The organism is Streptomyces sp. NPDC088733 (assembly GCF_044751185.1).
In the GTDB taxonomy this organism is placed as follows: Bacteria; Actinomycetota; Actinomycetes; order Streptomycetales; family Streptomycetaceae; genus Actinacidiphila.
In genome coordinates, this window is record NZ_JBIVLH010000014.1 from 133,235 (window position 1) to 148,402 (window position 15,168).

Here is a 15,168-nt window from a genome sequence, read left to right on the forward strand (position 1 = left end):
GCTGGCCGGACCAGGAGGCGAAATCCTCGGCTGCGGCGGGGGCGTGCGCGGCCCCTACCAGTGGTGCCAGACTTCTGCGGGGGCGATGTCCCAGGAAGTGCTTGCGATCGTCCCCGTATTGAAGAACAGGGCCCAGGTCACCGCTGTGTCACCGGCACGCTGAGCGCCCAGCTCGATCTCGAATTCCTCGACGGACAGATCGCCTCCGGGGCTGGACCGGAGGCCGGCGTCGTGCTCGATCGCGTAGGTTTCCATGTCTTGGAACAGCTCCGAGGGCACGCGGCCGATCAGACGGATCCCCTTGTGGGTTACCTGCGGGCCGAGCAGGCCATCGACCAGCACGCACGTCAACCCCGCGCCTTCGATGAAGTAGCACTTCACCCCACCGGGCCGACTCCGGGCCACCCGCCTCGGCTTGAGGAATTCGATGCGCCACTGAGTACGCCCTGTCGAGTGCCAGCTTCCCATGTCGGCCTCCTTCGCGGCGAAGCCGTGGGCCGCCATGGCGGTGACGGCATCCTCCCGGTCCATCCCGAAGTGCAGCGGCCCAATGGCCTGACGTGGGACATACGTCCACTGATCCCGCTCGGAGTCTTCGAGCAGCGTCCAATAGTCCATGTTCATGACCTGATGATCGTCTACGTGGCCTCGCCGGTACGCCGGGGTGGGGAGATCCGGAAGGACGTCTCCGGCCGCATGGCCGGCCGGCATCCGGGCCGCGCCCGGGGCGGACAGTGTCGACACCGACCGCGCCCGCCAAGGGCCGGCGTCCCTCGGATCGTGCGTCGCAGCGCGGTCTCCACCGCGTCGGCCAGTGGGTCGCCCTCGGTCCGTCAAGGCGGGCCCCGGACACGCGATGAGCCGCACCCTTCACGCCCGTGACCATGACCGGATTACGCCGTTGTCATTTGTCATGGACACTGCCAATCTGGTCGCGTCCGCGAGACCGTAGGCGATGCCCCGACCACGGGGTGCCGCCCTGTCCGGGAGGCCTGATGAGGAAGTCCTTAAGCGCTGGAATCCTGTCCGTGGTGTTCATGGCGGCCGCCAGCCTGTTCGGCGCGGCCCCCACGGCCTCCGCCGCCGAGGTCCCGTGCAACGGCTTCACGAACGTGCTTTCTTGGGGGTCGTGGTACCTCCATGTGCCGTCGACGAGCAACGGCTCGGGAAACTACAACTGCGTCGTGGTCCGGGGGAACCACAACATCGCCGTGCTGGTCGTGCAGGAGAGCCTGAACGCCTGCTACGCCCAGAGCATCGGGGAGGACTCGGACTTCGGCCCCGCCACCGAGCAGGCGATGAAGAACGCCCAGACGAGGATCAACCAGTACTGGGGCACCAACGTGCTGAGCGTGGACGGCCGTTTCGGTCCCAGGACCAGCTCCTACTTCGAGTTCCAGGCCTACGACTACAGCGGCGGCCAGGACGGCGGCCACACGGGCATCTGCTACCAGCGGTAGTCCACGGCGTGCCCGTACGGCGCTCCGCCGTACGGGCACGTCGCCTGTCGTGCCGCCGGGCGATCGTGACGACCCCCTGCCCCCTCATGACGAGGCGGTCGGCGATCCGGCCGGGGCCGCGGAGTCCGGCGCCCCCGCGTAGTCGGGCAGTTCGACGCCGTTGATCGCGCGCCCGATCAGCTCGGTGAACCACTCGCCGGTGAAATCGGGGGCCGGCTCCGCGTCCGGCCCGGGGAGGTCGCGGCTGCGGGCGTTCAACCGGCCCATCTCCTGGTTGGCCTCGACGAACGAGCGCATCCGCGCCTCGTAGCGGGCGAACCCGGTGTCGGGGTCCCACTCGGCGGCGGCCAGCTCTCCGGCCAGCACGTACGCGCCGACCAAAGCGAGCCCGGTGCCCTGCCCGGACATCGGCGACGAGCTGAACGCCGCGTCACCGAGCAGTGCCACCCGTCCGTCCGACCAGCGGTCCATCACCACCTGGGCGACCTGGTCGAGGTAGAAGTCCGGGGTGTCGTCCAGGTGCGCGAGGATGTCGGGGGCGAGCCAGCCCAGGCCCGCCATCCGCTCACGCAGCAGGCGCTTCTGGGCCGCGACGTCACGGTAGTCGACGTCGAAGTCAGCCGAGCCGAAGTAGAACATGGCCATCGCGCGAGTGGCGTCCTGGATGGGCCGCAGGAGGGCCGAGCGCCCGGACTCCTGGTCCTGGTACTCGAGCAGCCAGCGGTCCAGCCCGAACTTGTTCGGCACACTGTAGAAGGCCAGCACGTGCCCGAGGTGGCGGAGGAACCGCTCATGCGGCCCGAAGACCATCGCCCGCAGCGGTGAGTGCAGCCCGTCGGCCCCGACCACCAGCTCGAAGCGGCGCCGGCTGCCGCCCGCGAAGACCACGTCGACCCCGTCCGCGTCCTGGGTGAGCTCTGCGATCCGGTCGCCGAAGACGTACTCGACGCCGTCGCGGGTGTCGTCGTAGAGCACCTGGGACAGGTCCCCGCGCAGGATCTCGACGTCCGCGATGAACCCGTCGCCACCGTCGTCGTCCGCGCGGAAGGTCTCCAGTACCTGCCCGTCCGCGTCCACGGTGTGCGCGCCGGCGGTGTCGGTGCACATCGCGCGGACCGCCGCGTCCAGCCCCATGCGCCCGATGACCTCCTTGGCGATCCCGCGCGCGTCCACCGCCTGCCCGCCGGGACGCAGCTCGGGAGCCCGCTCCACCACGGTCACCTCGGCCCCCCACCGACGCAGCCAGTGGGCCAGCGCGGGCCCCGCGATGCTCGCCCCCGCCACCAGCACCCTGGGACCGCTCACCGGCTTCCCCTGCTCGCCCGTCCGGATCGTGCGCTCCTGCGCGGAGTCGTCGACGCCCATCACTGCCTCCATGTGCTTCGCTGTCGGTGCATCCGGCAGTATCGACTGCGGATCCGCACAAGACTCATCGGTACGGCCGACACGAACTCGGCATGCGCGCGGGCCGGGCACGGTCGTGACCGTCTCGACCCCGAGGCGTGCTTCTGACGCTGAAGACCGATCGCGCTGGTCGACGGGTTTTCATGGCGTCAGCCGAGAGCAGGCCTCGTGAGGTCGAGCATCAGGCGGTTTCCCCAGTCATTGGTGAAGACGGCGCTCGTGCCCTCGTAACGCATGCTGAGGAATGGGTTGGAGTGGAACATCACGGCAACCCACCGCAACGAGCGGTCGGCGTGGAGACGGGCGAGGTAGCCGATGTTGCCCATCCCGCCGCCCCCGCCGGACATCCACCCTGAATTGTCCGGCAGCAGGCTCTCGAAGTTGGTGTCCACCGCGTCGATGCCCCCTTCTTCAATGGCCTGGGCCACATCGAACGGTCCTCCGATACGGAAGGGAACCGGCTGCCCGGCATCTGGGTGGTACGCCCCCGGGCCGTCGACATACAGCTCCAAACCGGAGTCGTCTGACCGGTACAGCCCGTCACGGAGCGGCATCTCTCCGTTCTTCCAGAGACTTTCGACCATTCCCATGGCCCATCCCACCCTCAACTACTACACGTCAGTTCCGAAGATCGGCTGCGGACGAGGACCGAGGGTGTTCAAGATCCGGTTGTGATGACCGACCTGAACAGCCTCGTGACCGCACTGTACGTGACGATCGACGACGAGATCGGAGGAAGACGGTGGATAGGGTGCCCACCTCTGCTCAGCGATTCCGAACTCGCCTGCCTCGTGCCGGCGCAGGCCTTCCTCGGCCATGTGCCACGCCCACAAGCAACGGTGTGGCATGGGGGGCCTGGCTCAACGCGTCCTGGCAAGGGCCGCCGGCATCTGTCACGATGACCAGTTCGGCGCTCCGGTCACCCGGTCGCTGATCGCCTGCGACCACTGATCACATTGCTACTCGGTCCAGAGCGCCCATGAGGAAGACACAGTATGCTTACCCGATTCGCTGCCGTACTTCTGGCGGCCCTCGTCGCACCACTCATCCTCATCGGATTCGGGATCACCCAGTGGCGCAACGGCAAGCGATGGCTTCCTGGGCTCCTGTTTTCGATGGGAGCCTCCGTGGTCGTCTACGCCGTCAATCTCTTCTGGTTCGTGATCCCGGTCGACTTCGCGAAGGGGTGCGGCAGCGAAGCAGCCCGATGGCCCCGAAACGCGGACTGGTTCGAACAAAGTGCCTTCCCGCTCACCGCTACCTGCCACTGGAACAGTGGACGCACCTACAGCTTCGTTCCGGCATTCGTTAACCCGGTCATCTACACATGGATTGCCATCACCCTCGCATGTGCCGCCATGGTCATCCGCGACCACCGCAGGAATGGACACACAATGTGAACGAGGCATCGACGCTTGTTTCCTGGTCGTCGCGGTAGACGCCTCCGGCGGACCGGGCTGCCCGGCCGGCCCCCGCGAGTCAGCGGAGGTCCGGGCACTCCTCGGCGAAACCTTGGGAAACGGGCTGCCATGCTCCGTGGTCCTCGCGGATGCTCAGGCGGTCCGCTTCCTTCGCGGTCTCGATCAGCTGAGCGGTGGTCAGGGGGACGGCCGCGGTGAAGACCCGCCCGAGGTGGTGGCAGTGGAGCATCGGGCGGAGTTCCTTGGAGTACGGCTCACCGGCCACCGCGAAGAGATCGGGCAGGGTCCAGCCGAGCGGACCCGCTATCGCGGACAGTTGCTGCCGGCGGTGCGCACTCGCGTCGAAGCGACGGACCATCCGGAGCAGTGTACTGCGGGCAAGTCCCATGAACGGCAGTTCCCGGATGCCGAAGCCGCGATTGCGGAGCAGTCCGACGAGCACGGCGGCCAGCGGGGTCTCGGCGGGATGGCGGTCCCGCTCTTCGGGCCGCGCGGCGGGCTCTGGAGCGGCAATCCGTGGCAGTGAGCGGACGAATGCCTCCAGCGCGGTCAGCCGCGCATGGTCGCAGTGGCTGACGCGGTAGGCGAACTCCCGCATGACGTCGGCGTCGCGCTCCGGGGGGAGGAGCGCCGCCGGCACGGGCCGGCCCGCGACGGCGAAGAGGTCGGCCACCGGTATGTCGAGTTCGGCGGCCAGTTCGGTGAGTCGCCGAGGGGGGAAGTCAGCTCCGCTCTCGGTAAGGCTGCTCAAGGTGAAGGCCCGGTCCATGTGAGGAACCTACCGGGCGGAGTGCCCGGAGAACCGGGGCAGGCCGGTCAGGCACCTGCCTGACCGGCCTCACTGCGGCGCGCCGTGGTCTCAGAGCTGGTTCTCCACCGCCACGGGCGCCTCCGGCATGTCCAGGTCGAAGGCCATGACACGGTGGAAGCGCGCCAGGGCGTTCCACACGCTGATGCACATCACGAGCTCGACCAGCTCGGCCGCGTCGAACGACCATTGAACGTCCTCGCGGACCCGGGCCGACACGCCGGTGAGGCCCTTCTCAAGGGGCGTGTTCGGGAGGGAGACGGTCATCTCGTCGGCCAGCTGGAGCGCCAGCCGCTCCTTGTCGGTGAAGCCGCCGAGCTCGCCCCGCGCGACGGCCGCGAGCTCATCGGCCCCGACCCCCTTGGCCAGCGCGGAGGTGCAGCGGTGACTCGCCGTGTAGCGGCAGTGGTTGAGCACGGCGACACGGACCGCGACCAGCTCCTTCACGCGCTGATCGAGCGCGCCCGGGCCGTTGAGCTGCCCGAGGAAGGGAAGGTAGGTGGCGAGCAGGCCGGGGCTGTTCCCGATGCCCGCCCAGGTGTTCAGCACTCCGCCCCAGGTACTCACCCCCTTCGCGAGGGCGGGTTGGTCGGCCGACGAGAACTGATCGGATGTGAGAAGCGGTACCAGCGCCATGGGAATCACCTTTCGACGGGGCCCGCGGGGAGACCGCAGGCTTGGGACGGGGGAGGGGCGGACGCGTCGGAAGCGGACCCGCCGCGTGACGCGGAGCCCGGCCGGCGCAGGCCCAGAGCGATCCCCGTCGTGGCGTTGAACCACGGAACGAGGAAAGTGAGGGCGATGCGCACCGCGAGCGTCCACGTGAGCGGGCCCTCCCGGACCTGCGCGTACAGGTTGACCATGAACAGGGTCGACCCGACCGCCAGGGCGGCGGCGGACGTCTGCGCCACCGCCCTTCCGCGTACGGCGCCGCGCAGCGCGACGCTCCAGGCGACCGGGGTTCGGGGGTCTTGCTCGGACAGGCTCATGGCGTCCTCGGCTCCGGCCGGGCGGGAGCGGCCGCGCGGTCAGAGGTCGGCAGCGCTGCCTCGGCGGATGTACCGGGACCCCGTGGGGGTGTTCAGGTGCGACTGCGAGTCGCGCTCGGTCGACAGCGGCCCGGAGACGGTGAAGTAGCGCCGGCCGGCGACGAGAAGCTCCTCCGCGGGGAACTTGGTGATGACCTCGCAGCCGTCCGCGGTCACCACGAGCTCCTCCTCGATCCGGGCCGCGCCCCAGCCGTCCTTCGACGGCCAGTAGGTCTCCAGCGCGAAGACCATGCCCTCTTCGAGCACTTCGGGGTGGTCCAGGGACACCAGCCGGGAGAAGACGGGCTTCTCCCAGATCGACAGCCCGACACCGTGCCCGTACTGGAGCGCGAAGGCCGCCTCCTCGTCGGCGAACCCGAACTCCTGCGCCGTCGGCCACACGGAGACGATGTCGGCCGTCGTGGCCCCGGGCCGCACGAGGCTGATGGCCTCGTCCATGTACTCACGGCACCGCGTGTACGCGTCGCGCTGCGCGGAGGAGGCACTGCCGACGGCGAACGTGCGGTAGTAGCAGGTGCGGTAGCCGTTGTAGCTGTGCAGGATGTCGAAGAACGCCGGGTCCCCGGGCCGCACGATGCGGTCCGAGAAGACGTGGGGGTGCGGCGCGCACCGCTCCCCGGAAATCGCGTTGACCCCCTCGACGAACTCCGAGCCCAGGTCGTAGAGGGTCTTGGCCACCATGCCCACGCACTCGTTCTCGCGCACGCCCGGCCGGAGGAACTCGTACAGGTTCTCGTAGGCGGCGTCGACCATCGAGCAGGCGTGGGTGAGCAGACGGATCTCGTCGCGGGTCTTGATGCGCCTGGCCTCCAGGAACACCTGCTGGCCGTCGGCCACCGTGACGCCCGCGTTCTGCAGGGCCGTCAGCACCGGGAGCTCGATGACGTCGACGCCGACCGGCTCGTCCAGGAGGCCGTAGAGCTCCAGCTCGTGCTTGATCTTCCGGGCGACCGAGTCGGCCATCCCGACCAGCGGGTTGATGGCGCCGCGCAGCGTCGAGATGCCGGCGCGGGCACCGCTCGGGTTGCGGGGGTCGGCTCCGTGGTGGGCCCCGTGCGGATCGGCGTCGGGGTGGGCCCCCGAGTGGTCCAGCCACGGGTTGTACAGCTGGTGGTGCCTGGCGGCCGAACCGAAGTCCCAGACGATCGGCTCACCTCCCCGCACCAGCAGGGAGAAGCGGATCATCTTGTCGATCGCCCAGGTGCCGATGTTGGTCGAGGTCATGTAGCGGATGTTGGCGAAGTCGAAGGCGAGGACGGCGCCCAGGTCGGACTCCTCCAACGACGCGCGCAGCCGGGCCAGCCGCTCGTCGCGGAGCCTGCCCATGTCGACGCGGGTTTCCCAGTCGACTGCGTTCGGTCCAAACGTGGGTATCGCCATCTCAAGTCCTTTGCCGAGCGGACACTCGCGGGTGGGGAGAGGCACGCGCACCACCTGCACTCACTCGGTGAGGGTGCCGCGTGCTCTGTTAACCATGCGAAAGGTGCGAAGCGGTCGCTCCGGCCCGCGTGTGAACCATGTGTTAACCGCGCTTGCCGCCCCTTCGGCCCTTCGGTTCCACTCTCGGCACAAGCACCAAAGCGCTGACTGGAGGACTGAAACATGGCTGCAGGGTGGAACTTGGAGGGCCGCACGGCCTTCGTGACCGGCGGTAGTCGAGGCCTGGGCTTCGCCATCGCGCGGGCACTGCTGGAGCGCGGCGCCAAGGTGGCGATCGCGGCCCGGGACGAAGCGGCCGTCAAGGCTGCCGCGGGCCGCCTCGCCGCCGGATTCGCCGCCGGGGACGTGCTCTCCGTCGTCGCGGACGTCAGCGACGCGGAGTCCGTCAACAGCGCGCTGGCGGAGGTCCAGGCCTGGCAGGGCGGCCTCGACATCCTCGTCAACAACGCGGGACCGCAACTCGCCCCGGCGTCCCTCGCCCAGGTCGACGAGGAGGTCGTCGCGGCGGCCTTCGACACGAAGCTGCTCGGCTTCCTCCGCGTCTCGCAGGCCGCTCTCCCGTTCCTCAGCCGGTCCGGCAGCGGCAGCATCGTCAACGTCGTCGGAGCGACCGCGCACATGCTGGTCCCCAACGCCGGCGCCACGGGCATCGTGAACGCGGGCGTGGTCGCCCTCACCAGCTACCTGGCGAGCGAGGCGGCCGCCGACAACATCCGGGTCAACGCGATCTCCCCCGGAATGACCAAGACCGAGGGCTGGCTCACCAAGACCGAGGCCATGGCCAAGCAGCAGGGCAAGAGCGCCGAGGAGGTCCGGGCCGGCATGGTGCAGGGACTCGGCATCCGCCTCAACCGCTGGGCCGAGCCCTCCGAGGTCGGTGCCGCGGCGGCGTTCCTGGCGTCCGACGACGCCAGCTACATGACCGGACAGGTGCTGCGCGTCGACGGCGGTCTGACGAAGCCCGTCGCCTGATCGCGGCCCCCAGGCGGACGCCATCCGAGGCGCCCTCACCTTGGATGGCGTTCCTCGTCCTCGTCGTCGTCCTCGTCGTCGTCCTTTTCCGCGTCCGCGGGGCGCGGACGTCCGGCGAGTGCCCCGCACCATCGACAGCTGGGAGTTACGGGAATGCTGATCGGAATCGTGAGTGAAGCCCGCCGCGGCGAGACGCGCGTTGCCGCGACCCCCGCCACGGTGGTCCAGCTGGTGAAGCTGGGGTACGACGTCGTGGTGCAGCCGGGCGCGGGCACGCTGTCCAGCTTCCCCGACGAGGCCTACGCCGAAGCCGGCGCGAAACTCGGCGACCCGCTCGCCGCCGACGTCGTGCTCGGCGTGAACGCCCTGTCGACCGAGCAGTTGGACGCACTGAAGCCGGGTGCGACGGTCGTGGGCATCATGGCCCCCGCGTTCGAGCCCGCGCTGGTGGCGGACCTCGCCAAGCGCCCGATCACGGCGCTGGCCATGGACGCGGTGCCGCGCATCTCAAGGGCGCAGTCGCTCGACGTGCTCTCGTCGATGGCGAACATCGCCGGCTACCGGGCGGTGGTGGAGGCCGCCCACGCCTTCGGGCGGTTCTTCACCGGTCAGGTGACCGCCGCGGGCAAGGTGCCGCCGGCGAAGGTCCTGGTCTGCGGCGCGGGGGTGGCGGGTCTGGCCGCGATCGGTGCCGCGGGCAGTCTCGGCGCGGTCGTGCACGCCACCGACCCGCGGCCGGAGGTCGCCGACCAGGTCAGGTCGCTGGGCGGCGAGTACCTCCCCGTCGAGGCCGGTGACCCCGGCGAGGTGGAGGTCTCGGCGACCGGCTACGCCAAGGAGATGTCGCGGGACTACAACGCCCGCGCCGCCCAGCTGTACACCGACCGGATCCCGGAGATGGACATCGTCATCACGACGGCCCTGATCCCGGGCCGTCCGGCACCGACGCTCATCACGGCCGAGATGGTCGCCTCGATGAGGCCGGGCAGCGTGATCGTGGACCTGGCGGCCGCGAACGGCGGCAACGTCGAGGGCACGGTCAGGGACGAGTCGGTGGTCACGGCGAACGGCGTGACCATCATCGGCTGGACCGACCTGCCCGGCCGGCTGCCCGCGCAGGCCTCCCAGCTGTACGGCACCAACCTGGTCAACCTCGTGAAGCTGATGACCCCGGGCAGGGACGGCCGGCTGGTACTGGACTTCGACGACGTGGTGCAGCGGTCCATCACCGTGGTCCGCGACGGCGAGTCGACCTGGCCGCCGCCGCCCGTGGAGGTGTTGGCCGCTCCGGCGGCCGCTCCCTCCGGCGCGGCCCGCGCGCCGAAGCCCGCGGGCTCCCGGGCCGAGACGCCGGTGCCGGCCCGGAGGCGGTTCGCCGTGGTCGGAGCGGGCGGCGCCGCGCTGTTCCTGCTCGCGGCCATGTCACCACCCGCCCTGCTGGGACACCTGACGGTGTTCGCGCTCGCGGTGGTGATCGGCTACTACGTGATCGGGCAGGTCCACCACGCCCTGCACACGCCCCTCATGAGCGTGACCAACGCGATCTCCGGGATCATCGTGGTCGGCGCCCTGATGCAGATCGGCCACGGCGAGAGCCCGAACGGCGCGGCGGTCACCGCGCTGTCGACGATCGCGATCCTGCTGGCCTCCGTCAATGTCTTCGGAGGCTTCGCGGTGACCCGCCGGATGCTCTCCATGTTCTCGAGAAGCTGAAGGGCTGTGCGATGTCCGATCTGATGACTGTCGAGACCGGCGCGGCGGCCGCCTACATCGTCGCGGCCCTGCTCTTCATCCTGGCACTGGCCGGGCTGTCCCACCACGAGTCCGCCAAGGCCGGCAAGACCTTCGGTATCGCCGGCATGGCCGTGGCCCTGGGCGCGACGGTCGTGCCGGCGATCGACCACGACATCTCCGGCGTCGGTCTCGCCCTGCTCATCGGCGCGGTCGCGGCCGGTGCCGCGATCGGGCTGTGGCGGGCCCGGGTGGTGGAGATGACCGGGATGCCCGAACTGATCGCCCTGCTGCACTCCTTCGTGGGACTGGCGGCGGTGCTGGTCGGCTGGAACGGCTACCTGCACGTGGAGGCCGCCCTGGACGGCCCGGGCAGCGCCGAGGCCGCGGCCCTGCGGGCGCAGGACCTGCTCGGCATCCACTCCGCCGAGGTCTTCATCGGCGTGTTCATCGGCGCGGTCACCTTCACCGGCTCGATCGTGGCCTTCCTCAAGCTCTCGGCGCGGATCAAGTCGTCGCCCCTGATGCTGCCGGGCAAGAACCACCTCAACCTCGGGGCCCTCGCCGCCTTCGCCGTGCAGACCACGTGATTCGTGATCGACCCCGGGCCGTGGCCGCTGGTCGCGGTCACCGTCGTCGCGCTGGCCCTGGGCTGGCACCTGGTCGCCTCGATCGGCGGCGGCGACATGCCGGTCGTGGTCTCGATGCTGAACTCCTACTCCGGCTGGGCGGCCGCGGCGTCCGGGTTCCTCCTGGAGAACGACCTGCTGATCATCACCGGCGCCCTGGTCGGCTCCTCCGGCGCCTATCTGTCCTCCGTCATGTGCAAGGCGATGAACCGCTCCTTCCTCTCCGTGATCGCCGGCGGGTTCGGCATCGAGGCCGGCCCGGCCGGCGACAAGGACTACGGCGAGTACCGCGAGATCACCGCCGAGGGCGTCGCCGAACTCCTCGGCTCGGCCGACTCGGTGGTCATCACCCCCGGCTACGGGATGGCCGTCGCGCAGGCCCAGTACGGCGTCGCCGAACTGACCCGCAAGCTCAGGGACCGCGACGTCAAGGTGCGCTTCGGCATCCACCCGGTCGCGGGCCGGCTGCCCGGCCACATGAACGTCCTGCTCGCCGAGGCCAAGGTCCCCTACGACATCGTGCTGGAGATGGACGAGATCAACGACGACTTGGGCAGCACCACGGTCGTCCTCGTCATCGGCGCCAACGACACCGTCAATCCCGCTGCCGCCGAGGACCCGGGCTCGCCCATCGCCGGCATGCCCGTCCTCCAGGTCTGGAACGCCGAGAACGTCATCGTCTTCAAACGCTCCATGGCCTCCGGGTACGCCGGCGTCCAGAACCCGCTCTTCTACCGCGAGAACTCCGCCATGCTCTTCGGCGACGCCAAGGACCGCGTCGAGGACATCCTCCGCGTCCTGTGACAGACAGACCGCACCCAAGTGAGAGGACTCTGATGACGAACAGCGCGGACGGCGTCCGGAGCGGCGGCGTGGAGCGGGAAGTGGTCGGTGCCACCTGCGTGCTGACGCTGCGCAACGGCGAGCGGAACCTGCTGAACCCAGGCATCCTCGGCGACATCCGTGCCCGGTTGCAGGAGTGCGACGACAACCCGGACATCCGCGCCGTGCTGCTCACCGGCGCGGGCGACATCTTCTGCGGCGGTCTCGACATCGCTGCCGTCAAAGCCGGCGCCGACCCCGCTCTGTTCGGCAAGGCGCTGATGGAGACCCTCCGGATCTTCCCCCGTCTGGGGCTGCCTGTCGCGGCCGCCGTCAACGGCGACGCGCTCGCCGGGGGCGCCTCGTTCGTCGCGGCCTGCGATTTCGCCGTCGCAGTGGACAGTGCGCGCATCGGCACCGTGGAGGTCGGCGCCGGGATGTGGCCGATGATCGCGCAAGTGCCCCTCATCCAACGGCTCGGGCCGCGCGTGGCGATGGAGAACATAGGCTCCGGTGAGCCGTTCACCGCGGAGCGGGCCCGCGAGGTCGGTCTCGTGCAGGCCGTGGTCAAGGCCGGCCGAGCAGCCGCGGTCGCCCAGGAGTGGCTCGACAAGGCACTGAGGGCGGCCGGCGCGGGTGCCCGCGGCCGGCGCTCCCTCTACGAGTTCGCGTCGATGTCGTACGACGAGGCTTTCGACGCGTCGCTGCCACGTTTCATCGAGCTCTTCGAGCACTGAACTCCTCGGCGCACCTTTCGCCATCGGTACGCTCAGGGGACGCGCAGGCACTGTCGGTGGTGTCCGTTACCTTCGGAGCATGTCGATCACCGCACAACTGCGCGACTCGGTGAGGCTGCCGGGTGGAGGCGTTCTCGTCAACGGCTTCGCACTCGAAAGCCGCGCGAACGGGTCGCACCGCGCGCTTCTCCGCAACGGGCACGGGCTGGAGGTCCACGACCTCGACGAGGTGTTCGCGGGGGAGCGCGCGCCGTCCGCGGTCTTTGCCCTGCCCTGGCCGGGGTGGGACCGCGGAGTCGACTCGGTGAGTCCCGACGGCACCTTCGCGGTGTTCTCGGGCCAGCGCGCGGTGCGTGCCGTGGGGACGGACGGGCAGACCCTGTGGGAGTACCGCCACGCCTGCTGGGGACCCGAACTCGACCACCCGCACTCGGGGGACGAGCAGGAGGTCTGCCGCGGCAGCGAGCACGGATCCTGCCGGGTCTCGGACGACGGCCGGCTTGTCTGGGCGCACGTCGTGGCCGGGTCCGCGGAAGGAGACTGGCAGGAACGCTGGGTCGTCCTGGACGCCCGGGACGGACGGGAACTGGCCCGGCTGCCGCTGGACAGCGTCGCAGAAGGCTCGCACCACCTCTGCCACCCCGACGGCGTGCACATGGGGCTCTGCATCGGCATGGGCCAGGACGGCATCCTGCTGCACTGGGCGCGCCGGGACGGCGAGGAGCTCACCGGCTGGGACCTGAACAAAGGCATGGACCGCATCCTGATGGACGTCCACGCGGCGCACCCCGGCTTCCTGACGGTGGAGCACTACGGAGGGGACCTGCGCCTGCACGCTCTGGACGGCACCGTGCTCGCCGAGGCGGTGCCGGAATCGGCCGACGACGAGGAGCGGGATGACGCCTGGGGCTACGACTGCGGCTTCGTCGACGCCGCCACCGTCATCGCCTCGCTGACCGACGCCGACGAAGACCTGACGCGCCACTGGCTGCTCGACGCCCGCACCCTGGAGATACGCGGGGAGGTCACGTATCCCGCGGGCGCGGTCGACAGCTGGATCCGCCCGCTCGGCGACGGGACCTGGCTCACCTACGACGCCCCGGGTGAAAGGCTCAACCGCTGGGCGCAGGGCGCGGATTGAGCACTGCCGTACGGGCCGGACGTGCAGCGCCCGGGGTGTGATTGCGCCGGCCGGCGCAATCGCACCCCGGGCGGTGGCCTGTCAGCCCTTCCAGACCGTCTTGAGGTTGCAGAACTCGCGGATGCCTTCCGCGGCGAGCTCGCGCCCGATACCGGAGTCCTTCACGCCGCCGAAGGGCAGCTCGGGGAAGGAGATGCTCATGCCGTTGACGAAGACGGCACCGGCCTCGAGCCGGCTGATCAGGTAGCGCTCCTCGTCCGGGTCGGTGGTCCACACCGACGAGCTGAGGCCGAAGGACGTGTCGTTGGCGAGGGCCGCGGCCTGTTCGATGCCGTCGACCCGGTGGACCGCGGCCAAGGGGCCGAAGGCCTCCTCCCGGTACAGCCGCATCTCGGCGGTGACCTCCTCCAGCACCGTCGGCTCGAAGAACCACCCCTCGGTGCCGACCGCGGATCCACCGCAGCGCAGGACGGCACCCTTCGCGACGGCGTCGTCGACCAGTTCGGCGAGCTCGCGCCGGCCGGACTCCGTGGCGATCGGCCCGATCTCGGTCTCCTCGTCGAGCGGGTCGCCGACCCTGAGCGCCTTGGTGTCCGCGACGAAGGCCTCGACGAACTCCTCGTACACCTCGGTATGGACGATGAACCTCTTGGCTGCGATGCAGGACTGGCCGTTGTTCATCGTGCGGGCGGCCACGGCGGTACGGGCGGCGGCCGGGACGTCCGCGGAGGGCAGCACGATGAACGGGTCGGACCCGCCCAGCTCCAGCACCGCCTTCTTCACCTCCGAGCCCGCGACGGCCGCGATCGAGCGCCCGGCCGGCTCGGACCCGGTGAGCGTGACGGCGGCGACGCGCCGGTCCCGGACGACGTCCTCGACGTGGGCCGCTCCAATGAGGAGCGTCTGGAACGACCCCTCGGGGAAGCCCGCTCGCTCGAAGAGCGTGTCGAGGTACAGCGCGGACTGCGGGACGTTCGAGGCGTGCTTGAGCAGGCCGACGTTGCCTGCCATCAGCGCGGGCGCGGCGAAGCGGATCACCTGCCACATCGGGTAGTTCCACGGCATCACGGCGAGCACGATGCCCAGGGGCTCGTACGAGGTGTACGCGGCCGAGGCCCTGACCGCGCCCGGGTCGGCGAGCGGCTGGTCGGCCAGCAGGCTCTCGGCGTTCTCGGCGTAGAACCGCATCGCGTGCGCGCACTTGAGGACCTCCGCGCGGGCCTGCGCGATCGGCTTCCCCATTTCGATCGTGAGCCGGCGCGCCGTCTGGGCCGCCTCGGTCTCGACCAGGTCGGCGGCCGCCCGCATCCACCCGGCGCGCGTGTCGAAGCCGGTCGCCCGGAGCGTCGTGGCCGCGAGCTCCGCTCGCGCCAGGCGCCGGTTGACCTGATCCTTCGTGAGGGGAGCGAACTCTTCGACGAGTTCACCGGTGGCGGGGTTCACGGTGGCGATCGGCACGGCGTTCTCCTCTGAGGGTAGGGAGGGGGTGGATCAAGATTGGATCCATAATAGGACTCGCTTGGAGGGTGAACCAGTGATGATGCGACTTACTTG

14 protein-coding genes and 1 pseudogene are annotated in these 15,168 nt (G+C 69.9%); 7 read left to right on the forward strand and 8 right to left on the reverse strand.

Going from position 1 to position 15,168, the window contains the following annotated elements:
• Nucleotides 1–54 precede the first annotated feature (54 nt).
• Nucleotides 55–624 (reverse strand): hypothetical protein, encoded by a 570-nt coding sequence (locus tag ACIP64_RS25325; RefSeq protein ID WP_401590932.1) that lies wholly within the window; start codon nucleotides 622–624, stop codon nucleotides 55–57.
• A gap of 371 nt (nucleotides 625–995) precedes the next feature.
• Here ACIP64_RS25325 and ACIP64_RS25330 point away from each other — a divergent pair, with 371 nt between their 5' ends.
• Nucleotides 996–1,460 carry a peptidoglycan-binding protein gene (locus ACIP64_RS25330; RefSeq protein ID WP_401590934.1) on the forward strand — a complete coding sequence of 155 codons (465 nt, stop codon included), beginning with the start codon at nucleotides 996–998 and terminating at the stop codon, nucleotides 1,458–1,460.
• 84 nt (nucleotides 1,461–1,544) lie between these two features.
• Here the strand turns inward: ACIP64_RS25330 and ACIP64_RS25335 are convergent, their stop codons facing one another.
• Together ACIP64_RS25335 and ACIP64_RS25340 are read right to left on the reverse strand one after the other, a co-directional pair.
• Nucleotides 1,545–2,825 (reverse strand): FAD-dependent monooxygenase, encoded by a 1,281-nt coding sequence (locus ACIP64_RS25335; protein ID WP_401590937.1) that lies wholly within the window; start codon nucleotides 2,823–2,825, stop codon nucleotides 1,545–1,547.
• 188 nt (nucleotides 2,826–3,013) lie between these two features.
• Nucleotides 3,014–3,454: a hypothetical protein gene (locus ACIP64_RS25340; RefSeq protein ID WP_401590939.1), complete on the reverse strand. Its 441-nt coding sequence runs from the start codon at nucleotides 3,452–3,454 to the stop codon at nucleotides 3,014–3,016.
• A gap of 405 nt (nucleotides 3,455–3,859) precedes the next feature.
• Between ACIP64_RS25340 and ACIP64_RS25345 the strand changes: the two genes are divergently transcribed.
• A complete protein-coding gene (locus ACIP64_RS25345) occupies nucleotides 3,860–4,264 on the forward strand; it encodes a hypothetical protein (RefSeq protein WP_401590942.1) in 405 nt (134 codons plus the stop codon).
• 79 nt (nucleotides 4,265–4,343) lie between these two features.
• Here the strand turns inward: ACIP64_RS25345 and ACIP64_RS25350 are convergent, their stop codons facing one another.
• From ACIP64_RS25350 to ACIP64_RS25365, 4 genes are all read right to left on the reverse strand, one after another.
• Complete coding sequence (locus ACIP64_RS25350) at nucleotides 4,344–5,054, reverse strand: hypothetical protein (protein ID WP_401590945.1); 711 nt, start codon at nucleotides 5,052–5,054, stop codon at nucleotides 4,344–4,346.
• Nucleotides 5,055–5,144: 90 nt separating this feature from the next.
• Nucleotides 5,145–5,729, reverse strand: a complete 585-nt coding sequence (locus ACIP64_RS25355) for a carboxymuconolactone decarboxylase family protein (RefSeq protein ID WP_401590948.1) — start codon at nucleotides 5,727–5,729, stop codon at nucleotides 5,145–5,147.
• A gap of 5 nt (nucleotides 5,730–5,734) precedes the next feature.
• Nucleotides 5,735–6,082 carry a hypothetical protein gene (locus tag ACIP64_RS25360; RefSeq protein ID WP_401590950.1) on the reverse strand — a complete coding sequence of 116 codons (348 nt, stop codon included), beginning with the start codon at nucleotides 6,080–6,082 and terminating at the stop codon, nucleotides 5,735–5,737.
• A gap of 39 nt (nucleotides 6,083–6,121) precedes the next feature.
• On the reverse strand, nucleotides 6,122–7,522 hold the full coding sequence (locus ACIP64_RS25365) for a M24 family metallopeptidase (protein ID WP_401590952.1): 1,401 nt from the start codon (nucleotides 7,520–7,522) through the stop codon (nucleotides 6,122–6,124).
• A gap of 222 nt (nucleotides 7,523–7,744) precedes the next feature.
• Here ACIP64_RS25365 and ACIP64_RS25370 point away from each other — a divergent pair, with 222 nt between their 5' ends.
• The 5 genes and pseudogenes from ACIP64_RS25370 to ACIP64_RS25390 all read left to right on the forward strand — a co-directional run bounded on the left by ACIP64_RS25370 (nucleotide 7,745) and on the right by ACIP64_RS25390 (nucleotide 13,614).
• Nucleotides 7,745–8,554 carry an SDR family NAD(P)-dependent oxidoreductase gene (locus tag ACIP64_RS25370; RefSeq protein WP_401590954.1) on the forward strand — a complete coding sequence of 270 codons (810 nt, stop codon included), beginning with the start codon at nucleotides 7,745–7,747 and terminating at the stop codon, nucleotides 8,552–8,554.
• Nucleotides 8,555–8,707: 153 nt separating this feature from the next.
• Nucleotides 8,708–10,267 (forward strand): Re/Si-specific NAD(P)(+) transhydrogenase subunit alpha, encoded by a 1,560-nt coding sequence (locus ACIP64_RS25375; protein WP_401590957.1) that lies wholly within the window; start codon nucleotides 8,708–8,710, stop codon nucleotides 10,265–10,267.
• Nucleotides 10,268–10,290: 23 nt separating this feature from the next.
• Nucleotides 10,291–11,718: pseudogene (gene pntB / locus ACIP64_RS25380) on the forward strand (Re/Si-specific NAD(P)(+) transhydrogenase subunit beta).
• Nucleotides 11,719–11,750: 32 nt separating this feature from the next.
• On the forward strand, nucleotides 11,751–12,473 hold the full coding sequence (locus tag ACIP64_RS25385) for an enoyl-CoA hydratase/isomerase family protein (protein ID WP_401590959.1): 723 nt from the start codon (nucleotides 11,751–11,753) through the stop codon (nucleotides 12,471–12,473).
• Nucleotides 12,474–12,552: 79 nt separating this feature from the next.
• Nucleotides 12,553–13,614 (forward strand): hypothetical protein, encoded by a 1,062-nt coding sequence (locus tag ACIP64_RS25390; RefSeq protein ID WP_401590962.1) that lies wholly within the window; start codon nucleotides 12,553–12,555, stop codon nucleotides 13,612–13,614.
• 81 nt (nucleotides 13,615–13,695) lie between these two features.
• Here the strand turns inward: ACIP64_RS25390 and ACIP64_RS25395 are convergent, their stop codons facing one another.
• Complete coding sequence (locus tag ACIP64_RS25395; RefSeq protein ID WP_401590965.1) at nucleotides 13,696–15,072, reverse strand: NADP-dependent succinic semialdehyde dehydrogenase; 1,377 nt, start codon at nucleotides 15,070–15,072, stop codon at nucleotides 13,696–13,698.
• Nucleotides 15,073–15,168 lie beyond the last annotated feature (96 nt).

Excerpts from the sequence above, each read along its gene's own strand:
- ACIP64_RS25335 (WP_401590937.1), bottom strand. The coding sequence starts at position 2,825 with ATGGGCGTCGACGACTCCGCGCAGGAGCGCACGATCCGGACGGGCGAG.
- ACIP64_RS25345 (WP_401590942.1), top strand. The coding sequence starts at position 3,860 with ATGCTTACCCGATTCGCTGCCGTACTTCTGGCGGCCCTCGTCGCACCA.
- ACIP64_RS25385 (WP_401590959.1), top strand. The coding sequence starts at position 11,751 with ATGACGAACAGCGCGGACGGCGTCCGGAGCGGCGGCGTGGAGCGGGAA.
- ACIP64_RS25340 (WP_401590939.1), bottom strand. The coding sequence starts at position 3,454 with ATGGGAATGGTCGAAAGTCTCTGGAAGAACGGAGAGATGCCGCTCCGT.
- ACIP64_RS25375 (WP_401590957.1), top strand. The coding sequence starts at position 8,708 with ATGCTGATCGGAATCGTGAGTGAAGCCCGCCGCGGCGAGACGCGCGTT.
- ACIP64_RS25355 (WP_401590948.1), bottom strand. The coding sequence starts at position 5,729 with ATGGCGCTGGTACCGCTTCTCACATCCGATCAGTTCTCGTCGGCCGAC.
- ACIP64_RS25325 (WP_401590932.1), bottom strand. The coding sequence starts at position 624 with ATGAACATGGACTATTGGACGCTGCTCGAAGACTCCGAGCGGGATCAG.
- ACIP64_RS25370 (WP_401590954.1), top strand. The coding sequence starts at position 7,745 with ATGGCTGCAGGGTGGAACTTGGAGGGCCGCACGGCCTTCGTGACCGGC.
- ACIP64_RS25390 (WP_401590962.1), top strand. The coding sequence starts at position 12,553 with ATGTCGATCACCGCACAACTGCGCGACTCGGTGAGGCTGCCGGGTGGA.
- ACIP64_RS25350 (WP_401590945.1), bottom strand. The coding sequence starts at position 5,054 with ATGGACCGGGCCTTCACCTTGAGCAGCCTTACCGAGAGCGGAGCTGAC.
- ACIP64_RS25360 (WP_401590950.1), bottom strand. The coding sequence starts at position 6,082 with ATGAGCCTGTCCGAGCAAGACCCCCGAACCCCGGTCGCCTGGAGCGTC.
- ACIP64_RS25365 (WP_401590952.1), bottom strand. The coding sequence starts at position 7,522 with ATGGCGATACCCACGTTTGGACCGAACGCAGTCGACTGGGAAACCCGC.
- ACIP64_RS25330 (WP_401590934.1), top strand. The coding sequence starts at position 996 with ATGAGGAAGTCCTTAAGCGCTGGAATCCTGTCCGTGGTGTTCATGGCG.